Here is an 11,075-nt window from a genome sequence, read left to right as displayed (position 1 = left end):
GGACTGCATTCCAAATGTGGGAGCTGGCTTGCCTGCGAAAGCGTCCGTTCAGACAGCGAAATTTTCCAGCGTGCACACATCCTCATCCAGCGCATCAATCTCCTTGATCTGCTCGATCATCGCCTCCGCCAGCGGCGACAACCGATACCCCGCGCGGCTGACAATCCCATAGCGGGTGTAACGCTCCTCCAGGTCCTCAGCCAGCCCGTCAATCGTCAAACACACCAACTCACCCCGGGCCATGTGCAGCACATCGCTGTTGGCACTGACGATGCCGATGGCGTCGGAACGCAACACCACGCCCATCAGGCTGTAGCCGTTTTCACATTCCACATTGGGCAGGTAATCCGGCCGGCCACTGAGGTCGACGATGACCTTACGCAGGTTCGGCGGGCGAATCGTCACTGCCAACGGGTAACTCATCAGCTCGCCGGCGCTGACGCTGTTGCGTTCGGCCAGAGGGTGTCCGGCGCGGCAGCAAAAGTACCAGCGGCGTGGGCGCAGGCGGTGGGTGTGGTAGTCCGGGTTGGCTTCGAAGTGGCGGGTGTCGGCGACGAAGAACTCGAACTCTTCGCTGAGCAGGCGCTTGCTCAGGCTTTGCCAGTCATCCACCTGGAATTGCACGCGGGCCTTGGGGTAGCGCCCGATAAAACTGCCGATGGCGCGAGGGACCAACCCGCCAGCCGGTGCCGGCCCGCAACCGAAGCGCAGCTCTCCGGCCTCAAGGCCATTGAACTGGCTGATCTCGTTGGCTAACTGCTGCGCGCCGCTGACCAGGCGCCGCGCATGTTCCAGCAACACCTGGCCCTGTTTGGTCGGCGCCAGGTCCTTGCGGCCACGGTCTACCAGCTGGCAGCCGGCACTGTGTTCCAGGGCCTGGATGCTGCGACTGAACGCCGACTGCGACAAGTTCACGGCCAACGCCGCGGCGACAAAACTGCGTTGTTCGGCGAGGGCAATGAAGTGGCGAAGTTGGCGCAGGTCGATATGCATTTTTCACATCAAAAATATCGGGGAAATGCATTGGCTATGCATCCGGTCGACTCCTTATAAAGGCAATCTCTTATGCAGTAAATGTTCGTAAAAACATAAATAAATAACCTTTAGGAATATTCATTAAAGGATATTGCTGGGTTCCGGAGCCGCTTATGAGTCTGTTGAAGTCCTTGCCCATGGCCATGTTATTGGCCGGCAGCACCAGTTGGTCGCCGACCCAGGCCGCCGAAACACCCGCGCCGGCAGGCAAGGGCGAGAACGCCAGCGGCCAATTGGAGACCGTCACCGTGACGGCTCGGCGGCGTACCGAAAGCGCACAGGAAGTGCCGACGCCCATGAGCGTGATCGGCGGCCAGGCCCTGGAGAGTCAGCGGGTGTACCGGATTCAGGATCTGCAGCAACTGGTGCCCAGCGTCAACGTCGCTTATATGCACGCGCGCCAGTCCAGCGTGTCGATCCGTGGGTTGGGCAACAACCCGGCCAGCGACGGTCTGGAAGGCAGCGTGGGGTTGTACATCGACAACGTGTATCTGGGGCGGCCGGGTATGGCGGTGTTCGACCTGATGGACATCGAGCAGCTTGAAGTGTTGCGCGGCCCCCAGGGCACGTTGTTCGGCAAGAACACCACGGCGGGGGTGATCAACATCAGCACCCGCGCGCCGAGCTTTACCCCGGAGCGCAGTATCGAAACCTCGTTGGGCGAGGACGGTTACTTCCAGACCAAGGGCACGATCTCTGGCCCGCTGAACGATGATCTGGCCGGGCGCTTTTCGGCTTACCGCACGCGCAGCGACGGCGATATCAAAAACGAATACGACGGCCACGATCTCAATGGGGGTTCACGCCAGGGCTTTCGCGGGCAACTGCTGTACAAGCCCAGCGAGACGTTCAACCTGCGCTGGATCGGCGATTACAACGAGGAAGACTCCAGCGCCGGCACCCGTGTGCTGTACAACACCGGGCCGACCATCAATGGTACCAACCTCTACCAATCCCGGGCCGCTGCGGCGGGTGCGACACTGGTGGATGGCACCCATCGCAAGGTCAACCTGGACAGCGACCAGCACGTCACCGTGTTCCAGGGCGGCACGTCGCTGGAGGCCAACTGGACGTTGCCGAGTGACTTCACGCTGACATCGGTCAGCGCCTATCGCTGGTGGAATTTCACCCCGCGCAACGATGACGGGCTCAACGTGCCGGCCGCGTACAACGCCGGTGTATCGGTGGAAGATAAGCAGTGGTCCCAGGAGTTCCGTCTGGCCTCGCCCACGGGTGGTTTCTTCGACTATGTGCTGGGCGCTTACTACTTTGGGTCTGACCTGGATAACAAATCCTTCGCCTATTACGGGCCCAAGGCGGATATCTGGAATGGCACGCCCACCGGCGCCTTGAACAATGTCAGCAGCGTCGGCAACGGGCATATCCGTACCGACAGTTTCGCGTTGTTCGCCCAGGGCACCTGGCATCTGACGGAGCGCCTGGATTTCACCGCCGGTTTGCGCGGCACCTATGAGGAGAAAAGCGCCTGGGTCACGCGCAATGCACCCCTGGGTGGCGCTGCGGTGACGGGTGCGGCTGCCACGGCGCGGCGCGGGCGCACGGGGGCGTATGACTCGGGCGACCTTAACCAGTACAGCGCCACGCCGTCGGGGCTGTTGAACCTCAGTTATCACTTTAATGAAAACCTGTTGGGTTATGCGACGCTGTCCCATGGCGAGAAGTCCGGTGGGGTCAACCTGGCCGTGGGCTCTGCGCCAACGGCCGGGGCCGACTCCCTGCTGATCGGCACCGAGCGCGCCAACAACGCCGAGTTGGGTTTCAAGAGCACGCTGTGGGATCGCCGTCTGCAACTCAACGCCAACCTGTTCTGGACTCAGGTCAACGGCTATCAGACCAACGCCTACGATCAGGACAACCGCGTGCAGTACCTGACCAATGCCGGCTCCGTGCGCTCGCGTGGCGTCGAGGTGGAAAGTACCCTGGTGCCGATCAAGGGCCTGACGCTGAACCTCAACGGCTCGTTCAACGATGTGAGTTACCTGTCTTACAAGGACGCGCCGTGCCCGCCGGAAGTCAGCTTGCGCCCTGGTGCGCCGGCGTCCTGCGACCTCACGGGGCATCAAGTGGTCGGGGCGTCGAAGTGGATTGCCAACGCCAACGGCGAGTACAAGTGGAACCTGGCTAACGGCTTCGAACCTTACGTGACCGCCAGCTATGCGTTCCGCTCCAAGGCGGTGGGCACCGTGGAAGACTCCGACTATGGGCAGATTCCGGCTTATGCCGTGGTCAACCTGTCCACCGGCCTGCGCGGCAACTACCAGCAGGGGCAGTGGGACGTGTCGTTGTGGCTGAAAAACGCCTTCGACAAAACCTACTACACCACGCTGTGGACGGGCGGTAACGGCGGCTATGAAGGCTTGCTGGGCACACCGCGCACCTTAGGCGTGACCGGGCGCTACGACTTCTGACCCCGTGCGATAGGTGGCCGGGCTGAATACCCGCGTCACCACCAGCATCGTCAGCACCATGACGACCAGCACCACCCAGGCACTGATAAAGGTGCCGGTGAGTTCACGCAGCCAGCCGGTCAGCCAGGGCGAAATTGCGTTGATCAAAAAGCCCACGCCTTGTACGAACGCCGCCAGTTGCCCGGCCTGGCGTGGGTCGCGGTGGTGGTCGAGGGTCAGCAGCAGGCTCAAGGCGAAGCAGGCGCCCAGGCCGAAGCCGATCAGTGCCACCCACACATGGGGGAACTGTTGCGGCGCCATCAACAAGCCAAGGTAGCCCACGGTCTGCGCCAGCAGGCTGATACCGAGCAGCGGGCGACGGTCGATACCACGCTGTGCCAACACCGGCATCAGCAGCGCGGAAATCACTTGGAAGATGGTCATGAACGCCAGCAACGAACCGCTGGGCAACACGCCCCAGCCCAGTTGCTGGTAGTACGCCGGCAGCCACGCCACCATGCTCATGTAGCCGCAATTGACCAAGCCGAAATACAGCGCCAACAACCATGCTCGGCGATTGCGCAGGCCTTTGAAGGCAGGGATCACCTTGGCGCTTCTGGCTGCGCCCAACGGCACAAACGCCCACAGCAATAGCGCCGCCATGGCGGGCAGCAGCCAGATTCCAAGGCCTGCTTGCCACTGTTGAAAGTGCGTGGCCACCACTGGGCTCAGCAGGGCCGCCAACCCGCCTCCGGCCATCAGCGACGCTGAATACACGCCCATCGCCACCGGCACGCGGTGGTGGAACTCGCGCTTGATCATCGCCGGCACCAACGCCTGGATCAGCGCCACCCCGGCACCCCCCAGCAATGCAGTGACCAGCAGTGCCGACGCCTGGCCCATCAGCCAGCGCACCAGGCAGGCCAGCAGAATCATCATCAAGCCCAGGGCTATGCCGCGCCGTTCACCTAGGCGTGCTTCCACGCGCACGCCTACCAGCGCCACCAGGCCCATGCAGATCACCGGCAGGCTGGTGAGCAAGGCGCTGCTCTGGAAGCTCAAGCCGGTGGCCTGGCGAATTTCCCCGAGCAATGGGCTGATAGAACTGAGGAGCGGCCGCAGGTTCAGGCCCAGCACGACCAGCAGGCCCCAACCGGCGAGGGATTTATTCAGGGTCATGCAGGGTTTTCCAGTGTTGGTACAGCGTGATCATGGCGGCATTAGGCAGGTGTTGGATCGGCAGGCGCTGCTCGTCCAGGGGCAAGCTGACCTGTTGCCCAATGGCCGCCGTTGATAAACCGAACGGCTCGGCCATGGCGTTACTGGCGGCGAACACCACGCGCTCGACGCCGCACAGGTACATGGCGCTCAGGCACATCGGGCAGGGCTGGCCGCTGGCGTAGATCACGCAGCCTTCCAGGCGTGTGCCGAGTTGGCGGCTGGCAGCGCGAATCGCCAGCAGTTCGGCGTGGGCGGTGGGGTCCTGGGTCAGGTGGATTTCATTCACGGCCTCCACCAGGACTTCACCGTTGTACGTCAGCACGGCACCAAACGGGCGGCCGCCTTGGGCCACATTGGCCTGGGCCAAGGTGACAGCGCGTTGCAGGTGGTGTTGATCGGTGCTCATGAACGTCCCTCTGGGCAGGATGGAGGGTGAAGTATGGTCAGCCATCTTGGTATTCTGAAATTAAATATAACCATGCCAATCAGTGGCAAATGGAATGGTGACGCCCATGTTCGATCCTGTGTTGTTGCGCAGTTTTGTCGCCGTGGTGGATTGCGGCAATTTCACCCGCGCCGCCGAGCGCCTGCATTTGACCCAATCCACCGTGAGCCAGCAGATCCGCCGCCTGGAAGAGGCCGTGGCGTGCCAGTTGCTCGACCGCGACCAGCGTCGGGTGGTCGCCACCGCCGAGGGTGAGCGGCTGCTGGCGTATGCGCGGCGCATTCTCGCCCTGCATGAAGAAGCCGCTGATGTGCTGGTCAACCAGCAAAGCGACGGCGTGTTGCGCCTTGGTGTGCCGGAGGACTTTGCCGCTGAGCGTTTGATGCCGCTGCTTTCGGCGTTTGTAGTGGCTTATCCCCGGGTGCGCCTGGAAGTCACCAGTGGCCTAGGTCCCGAATTGCAGCGCCAGTACCGGGGTGGTGAATTTGATGTGCTGTTGGTCAAGCAGATGGGCGACAGCGATGACTGCCTGGCGTCATGGCCGGAGCCCTTGTGCTGGGTCGACAGCCGCAGCACCCCATCCCTGGGACGCGACCCACTGCCACTGGTGGCGTTTCCGGTGGGTGGGTTGTATCGCAATGAAATGCTCCAGCACCTCGAAGTGGGCGGCTGGCGCTGGCGCATCGGCTATTCCAGCGCGAGCTTGGCCAGCGTGTGCTCCGCAGTGGCGGCGGGGTTGGGGATCAGCCTGTTGCCGCGCCGGGTGGTGCAGCCTGGGCATGTGGTGCTCGGCGAAGGCAGCGGTTTACCGGCGGTACAGGGCGTGCGACTGGCGCTGTATGGCCGCAGTGGCTTGGGGGCGGCAGGGCAGACACTGCAGCGCCAATTGCTCGATTTATGCGCAAACAGCCCCGTCTGAATCATGCCTTTGTTGAATATTTTGTATGCCTGAAAAGCATTGAAAAACAGCGGCCTCAGCCCAGGCCACGGCGGGCGTGGCTTTGGCGTTTCGGGATGTTTCGTTTATTCAATTTAGATCTATGTATAACTTTAAAGATTACTTTAAGAGATAAGCGTCTGGCCCCGATGATTCAGCCCTCGACGGCCGCTCAGGCAGGCCTGTCGGTTTTTTTGTGTGAAAACCGTAGGGAGTGAATCAATGGGCAATGTCCAGACCGCCGCCAGTGCACACGAGGCGCAATGGCGCCAGGCACCGGGTGGTGAGTTGGTCGACCTTGGCCGGCCGCACCGCGCGCCGTTGGGGCAACTGCGGTTGCAGAAGACTCCGAAGCGTTTTTCGAGCCGCCGCGAAGGGGTTTTGCTAGGGCTGCTGGTGCTGGCCTTGCACGGTGCAGTGATTTACTGGGTGAGCCAGAAGCCCACGCCGGTGCTGCCGATCGTGCCACCGGAAATCCCGCCGATGACCATCGAATTTTCCCAGCCGGCACCGCCGGTGGTTGAACCGCCACCGCCTGTGCCGCCACCCCCACCGCCGCCTGTGGTCGAGCCACCGCCACCGGTGGTGGATGAGTTGGCGGCCAAGCCCGCGCCGCCAAAACCGATTCCCAAACCCAGGCCCAAGCCGGTACCCAAGCCTGAGCCGAAGCCCGCGCCGAAAGCGGTCGAGCAACCACCTGCACCGCCGACGCCTGCGCCACCGGCTCCGGCCGCCCCGGTGGCGGCGCCGTCGCCAGCACCGGTTACACCGGCCTCGGCGAACGCCGCGTACTTGAAGAACCCGGCGCCGGAGTATCCGTCACTGGCCCAGCGTCGCGGTTGGGAAGGCACGGTGTTGTTGCGGGTGCATGTGCTGGCCAGCGGCAAGCCGGGTGAGATTCAGATCCAGAAAAGCAGCGGTCGCCAGCAACTCGATGACGCCGCACTGGCGGCGGTGAAACGTTGGAGCTTTGTACCGGCCAAGCAGGGCGATGTGGCCCAGGACGGCTGGGTCAGCGTACCGATCGATTTCAAGATTCACTAACTATTCGGCAGCGGTGTGTTGGACACGCCGCAACCTGTACAGAGGGAAAACATCATGGCATTAGCATCTCCACTTGAATCCATCGAAAGCGCGGTGATCTGGCTGCTGGTGGTCTTTTCGGTCGCCACCTGGGGACTGGCGTTGCTGAAGGGCGTGCAGTTCGGTCGCCTCAAGGCCCAGGATCGCAAGTTCCACAAGCAATTCTGGGCGGCGTCGAGTCTCGATTCCGCCGCTGAACTGGCCGAAACCCAGCCCGGCGCGGCGGCCCGTGTGGCCCAGGCCGGTTATGCGGCGATTCAGGTCGGCGAAGCACCCCATGCGGCCGACCTGAGCCAGGCGATCAATCATCAAGACCGCCTTGAACGCGCCCTGCGCCAACAGATCGTACGTGAGCGGCGTTCCCTGGAAACCGGCCTGGCCGTGGTTGCCAGTATCGGCAGCACCTCGCCGTTCATCGGCTTGTTCGGCACCGTATGGGGGATCATGGAAGCGCTCAAGGGTATCAGCGCCGCTGGTTCCGCCAGCCTGGAAACCGTGGCCGGCCCGATTGGTGCGGCGCTGGTCGCCACGGGGGTGGGGATCGCCGTCGCCGTGCCGGCCGTGCTGGTCTACAACTACTTCCTGCGTCGCCTGAAGCTGACGGCTGCCGACCTGGATGACTTTGCCCACGACTTCTACAGCCTGGCCCAGAAGAATTCCTTTCGCGTACTGCTGCATCCGACGTTGACCAAAAGCGCAACCGGCAATCCGCAGAAAGTGAAGGAGGCGTCCTGAGATGGCCTTCTCCACGCAAGACAGTGATGAGGTGTTGAGCGAGATTAACGTCACGCCATTGGTGGACGTGATGCTGGTGCTGCTGGTGGTGTTTATCGTCACCGCACCGCTTTTGACCAACGCGATTCCGATCAATCTGCCCAAGACCCAGGCCGTGGCCCCGGTGGAACAGAAAGACCCGCTTGTGGTGAGCATCGACGGTGCGGGCAAGTTGTTTATCAACAAGGACGAAATCCAGCCGGACCTGCTGGAATTCAACCTGCAGGCGGCCAAGGCCAAGGACCCCGATGTGCGGGTGCAACTGCAGGCTGATGATGGTGTGAACTATGGCGAAGTGGCGCGAGCCATGGCGTCTATCGAGCGCGCGGGGATTACCAAGCTGTCGGTGATTACTGCCCGTTAGTTGCAAAAGCCTCGACAATTTTTTGGCCGTTTCCTTGGCAGGGTGCGGCCTTTTTTTTGCGATTCAAATCCCAACCTGGAATGCGATCAATGTGGGGTTAGGTTTTTTGGTTATTAATAAATAGCTTCTTATTCCTTAACGAATATAAACCCCATCCCTATACTGTTCAGCAACGTTAAACGCTGCAGGAGGGCGCACCCATGCACAGCGAGTCGATTCGTTATCTGATCGTGCCGGGCTGGCAAGGATCGCCAGAAGATCATTGGCAGAGTCATTGGCAGAACAGTCTGCCCAACAGTGCACGGGTGGAGCAGGCCGATTGGCTGACGCCCCGTCGCGAAGACTGGGTGGCGGCGCTGGCCGAGGCGATCGCCGCCGACAGCACGCCGGTGATTCTCATCGCCCATAGCCTGGGTTGCATCACCGTCGCCCATTGGGCTGCCACGGCACCCTTGCATTTTTTACGTCAGGTGCGCGGCGCCTTGCTGGTGGCTCCGGCCGATGTCGAACGCCCGGCCTGCGCCCCCGCCCTGCGCAACTTTGCACCGATACCCACTGACTTGCTGCCGTTTCCCAGCCAAGTGGTCAGCTCCGACAACGACAGCGCCGTCAGCGCCCCTCGGGCCTTGGAGCTGGCACGCAATTGGGGCGCCGAAGCCGGCATTTTGTCGGGGGCCGGCCATATCAATGTGAAGTCCGGCCACCAGCGGTGGGAGCAGGGTTTTGCCTACCTCTATCGTCTGCAAAGCCGCCTCGAACATCACGCCCGACGCACTGCCTGATATTTTTTCAACGCCCCGTCCCTGAGCGGATTGGGGGCGGGAGCCTGCCATGAGTCATGAAACTTTCGGCCAGCCATTGCTGACCTTCCCCGATTCCGAAAAAAGCCCGCTAAGCATCCGCGCCAAGGCGCTGGTGTTTGTCGACCCGCGTTCGCGACAACTGCGCGAAGAGCTGGAAAGCCTTGCGCCGCGTGCCTTGCCCGTGTTGATTCGCGGCGAGACCGGCAGTGGTAAAGAACTGCTGGCGCGGCATATCCACCGTGGTAGTGATCGCACCGGGTTGTTCGTCTCGGTCAATTGCGGCGCCATCAGCCCCACCTACGCCGATGCCGAGCTGTTCGGCTACGCCGCCGGCAGTCACAGTGGCGCGGCCAGCAGCCGAGCCGGCTGGTTTGGTTCGGCCAATGGCGGCACTTTGTACCTGGATGAAATCGGCGACTTGCCGTTGCCGATCCAGGTGAAACTGCTCGCTGCTCTGGAAAACCACGAAGTCACTCGCGTCGGTGCCCATCAGCCCAGCCCGGTGGATGTACGCCTGGTGGCCGCGACGAGCATCGACCTGGCCCAGGCCGTGGCGGCCGGCAAGTTCCACGAGCGCCTGTTCCATTACTTGAGCGAAGGCCAACTCGACTTGCCGGCCTTGCGCGAGCGTGTCGGCGACATCCTGCCCTTGGCTGAATATTTCCTGGGCATCTACAGTCAGCGCCTGGATCTGCCAGTGCCGTTGATCAGTGACGCGGCCCAGCGGGTGCTGGAACACCACAGCTGGCCGGGCAATACCCGTGAGCTGGAAAACGTCATTCACTTCGCGCTGCTGGTGAGCAGTGGTGATGAGATCTTGCCCGAGCATTTGAACCTGCCGCTGGTGGGCTCGCCGCTGGAACAGGTGCAACGAATTTTCAAGAGCGCCACGCCGGGCGAGCGGGAAAGCTTGCTTCTATTCCTGTATGAACAAAATGGAATATCAACGTGAATAAAAGATATTGTTCGGGAATAAAAAATCTAGGTATTGTCCATCCCACGCCGCGATAGCACTTCGCTGGCACACCATATAAAAACGGTCGTCAGAGACGCCCCGGAATTTCGATAAGGACACTGCATGAAAAAGGTTCTGTTGTTTACCGCACTGGCGGCTGCCCTGACTGCAAGCTTGGCCCAGGCCAACGAGAAACTGGTGGTCGCGGCGACCCCGATCCCACACGCCGAGATCCTTGAACTGGTCAAACCGACCCTGGCCAAAGAAGGCGTGGACCTGGACATCAAAGTCTTCACCGACTACGTACAACCGAACGTGCAGGTGGCTGAGAAGCGTCTCGACGCCAACTACTTCCAGACCCTGCCGTACCTGGAAAACTTCAACAAGGGCAAGGGCACCAACCTGATTACCGTGGTCGGCGTGCACGTTGAGCCCTTCGGCGGCTACTCGAAGAAGATCACCAAGATTGAAGACCTGAAAGACGGCGCCACCGTGGCCATCCCGAATGAAGGTTCCAACAGTGGCCGCGCCCTCTTGCTGTTGCAGAAGGCCGGTGTGATCACCCTGAAAGACCCGAACAACGCCCTGGCCACGCCGAAAGACATCGCCAGCAACCCGAAACACCTGAAATTCAAAGAGCTGGAGTCGGCCCTGCTGCCACGCGTACTGGACCAGGTTGACCTGGACCTGATCAACACCAACTACGCCCTGGAAGCTGGCCTGAACCCAGCCAAGGACGCGCTGATCATCGAAGACGCCAAGTCGCCGTACGTGAACTTCCTGGTCGCGCGCCCGGACAACAAGGACAGCGATGCCATCCAGAAACTGGCCAAGGCCCTGACCAGCCCGGAAGTCAAAGCTTTCATCGAGAAAAAATACAACGGCGCTGTAGTGCCTGCGTTCTGATGTAAGCCAAACCCCCTTCAAGGTTTGAACGCCGACGGCTGTTACAGCGTCGGCGTTTTTTATGCCTGGTATTTGGAATGCGTTCAAAACTGTGGGAGCGGGCTTGCTCGCGAATGCGCAGTGTCAGTCACCAGAAATATTGAC

The 11,075-nt window shown here is 61.4% G+C and carries 11 protein-coding genes; 8 read left to right on the top strand and 3 right to left on the bottom strand.

The features are described 5' to 3' along the window. Positions 1–48: 48 nt before the first annotated feature. Positions 49–993 (bottom strand): LysR family transcriptional regulator, encoded by a 945-nt coding sequence (locus ACRESD_RS18515; protein WP_431752242.1) that lies wholly within the window; start codon positions 991–993, stop codon positions 49–51. Positions 994–1,148: 155 nt separating this feature from the next. On the opposite strand from ACRESD_RS18515, the gene ACRESD_RS18510 reads away from it, so the two are divergent. Further along, a complete protein-coding gene (locus ACRESD_RS18510; protein ID WP_431752241.1) occupies positions 1,149–3,464 on the top strand; it encodes a TonB-dependent receptor in 2,316 nt (771 codons plus the stop codon). On the opposite strand, the gene ACRESD_RS18505 is transcribed toward ACRESD_RS18510, so the two are convergent. Next, positions 3,435–4,622, bottom strand: coding sequence for a CynX/NimT family MFS transporter (locus ACRESD_RS18505; protein ID WP_431752240.1), 1,188 nt, complete (start codon positions 4,620–4,622; stop codon positions 3,435–3,437). The genes ACRESD_RS18510 and ACRESD_RS18505 overlap by 30 nt on opposite strands. Beyond that, entirely contained in the window at positions 4,609–5,070 is a 462-nt protein-coding gene (locus ACRESD_RS18500; RefSeq protein WP_431752239.1) for a nucleoside deaminase, read from the bottom strand. Before ACRESD_RS18500 ends, ACRESD_RS18505 begins: the two co-directional genes overlap by 14 nt. 106 nt (positions 5,071–5,176) lie before the next feature. On the opposite strand from ACRESD_RS18500, the gene ACRESD_RS18495 reads away from it, so the two are divergent. The 7 genes from ACRESD_RS18495 to ACRESD_RS18465 all read left to right on the top strand — a co-directional run bounded on the left by ACRESD_RS18495 (position 5,177) and on the right by ACRESD_RS18465 (position 10,931). Next, positions 5,177–6,028: a LysR family transcriptional regulator gene (locus ACRESD_RS18495; protein ID WP_431752238.1), complete on the top strand. Its 852-nt coding sequence runs from the start codon at positions 5,177–5,179 to the stop codon at positions 6,026–6,028. Positions 6,029–6,268: 240 nt separating this feature from the next. Beyond that, positions 6,269–7,090: an energy transducer TonB gene (locus tag ACRESD_RS18490; protein ID WP_431752237.1), complete on the top strand. Its 822-nt coding sequence runs from the start codon at positions 6,269–6,271 to the stop codon at positions 7,088–7,090. A 54-nt stretch (positions 7,091–7,144) separates the two neighbouring features. After that, on the top strand, positions 7,145–7,864 hold the full coding sequence (locus ACRESD_RS18485) for a MotA/TolQ/ExbB proton channel family protein (protein ID WP_431752236.1): 720 nt from the start codon (positions 7,145–7,147) through the stop codon (positions 7,862–7,864). Position 7,865: 1 nt separating this feature from the next. Beyond that, positions 7,866–8,267 carry an ExbD/TolR family protein gene (locus tag ACRESD_RS18480; protein ID WP_060755558.1) on the top strand — a complete coding sequence of 134 codons (402 nt, stop codon included), beginning with the start codon at positions 7,866–7,868 and terminating at the stop codon, positions 8,265–8,267. Between the two features lie 200 nt (positions 8,268–8,467). Further along, positions 8,468–9,049 (top strand): alpha/beta hydrolase, encoded by a 582-nt coding sequence (locus ACRESD_RS18475; RefSeq protein ID WP_304628981.1) that lies wholly within the window; start codon positions 8,468–8,470, stop codon positions 9,047–9,049. 49 nt (positions 9,050–9,098) lie between these two features. Continuing rightward, positions 9,099–10,022, top strand: coding sequence for a sigma 54-interacting transcriptional regulator (locus ACRESD_RS18470; protein ID WP_431752235.1), 924 nt, complete (start codon positions 9,099–9,101; stop codon positions 10,020–10,022). A gap of 126 nt (positions 10,023–10,148) precedes the next feature. Beyond that, positions 10,149–10,931 (top strand): MetQ/NlpA family ABC transporter substrate-binding protein, encoded by a 783-nt coding sequence (locus ACRESD_RS18465; RefSeq protein WP_431752234.1) that lies wholly within the window; start codon positions 10,149–10,151, stop codon positions 10,929–10,931. The last annotated feature ends 144 nt before the right edge of the window (positions 10,932–11,075 follow it).

Origin of the sequence: Pseudomonas sp. (assembly GCF_050739995.1) — a bacterium.
Lineage (GTDB): Bacteria > Pseudomonadota > Gammaproteobacteria > Pseudomonadales > Pseudomonadaceae > Aquipseudomonas.
Note: the sequence above shows the minus strand (reverse complement) of the source record. Positions and strands in the feature narration are given on the sequence as shown.

What these genes read in the sequence shown, in the direction of transcription:
- ACRESD_RS18480 (WP_060755558.1), top strand. Translation starts at nt 7,866, where the DNA reads ATGGCCTTCTCCACGCAAGACAGTGATGAGGTGTTGAGCGAGATTAAC.
- ACRESD_RS18515 (WP_431752242.1), bottom strand. Translation starts at nt 993, where the DNA reads ATGCATATCGACCTGCGCCAACTTCGCCACTTCATTGCCCTCGCCGAA.
- ACRESD_RS18475 (WP_304628981.1), top strand. Translation starts at nt 8,468, where the DNA reads ATGCACAGCGAGTCGATTCGTTATCTGATCGTGCCGGGCTGGCAAGGA.
- ACRESD_RS18510 (WP_431752241.1), top strand. Translation starts at nt 1,149, where the DNA reads ATGAGTCTGTTGAAGTCCTTGCCCATGGCCATGTTATTGGCCGGCAGC.
- ACRESD_RS18465 (WP_431752234.1), top strand. Translation starts at nt 10,149, where the DNA reads ATGAAAAAGGTTCTGTTGTTTACCGCACTGGCGGCTGCCCTGACTGCA.
- ACRESD_RS18470 (WP_431752235.1), top strand. Translation starts at nt 9,099, where the DNA reads ATGAGTCATGAAACTTTCGGCCAGCCATTGCTGACCTTCCCCGATTCC.
- ACRESD_RS18490 (WP_431752237.1), top strand. Translation starts at nt 6,269, where the DNA reads ATGGGCAATGTCCAGACCGCCGCCAGTGCACACGAGGCGCAATGGCGC.
- ACRESD_RS18505 (WP_431752240.1), bottom strand. Translation starts at nt 4,622, where the DNA reads ATGACCCTGAATAAATCCCTCGCCGGTTGGGGCCTGCTGGTCGTGCTG.
- ACRESD_RS18485 (WP_431752236.1), top strand. Translation starts at nt 7,145, where the DNA reads ATGGCATTAGCATCTCCACTTGAATCCATCGAAAGCGCGGTGATCTGG.
- ACRESD_RS18500 (WP_431752239.1), bottom strand. Translation starts at nt 5,070, where the DNA reads ATGAGCACCGATCAACACCACCTGCAACGCGCTGTCACCTTGGCCCAG.
- ACRESD_RS18495 (WP_431752238.1), top strand. Translation starts at nt 5,177, where the DNA reads ATGTTCGATCCTGTGTTGTTGCGCAGTTTTGTCGCCGTGGTGGATTGC.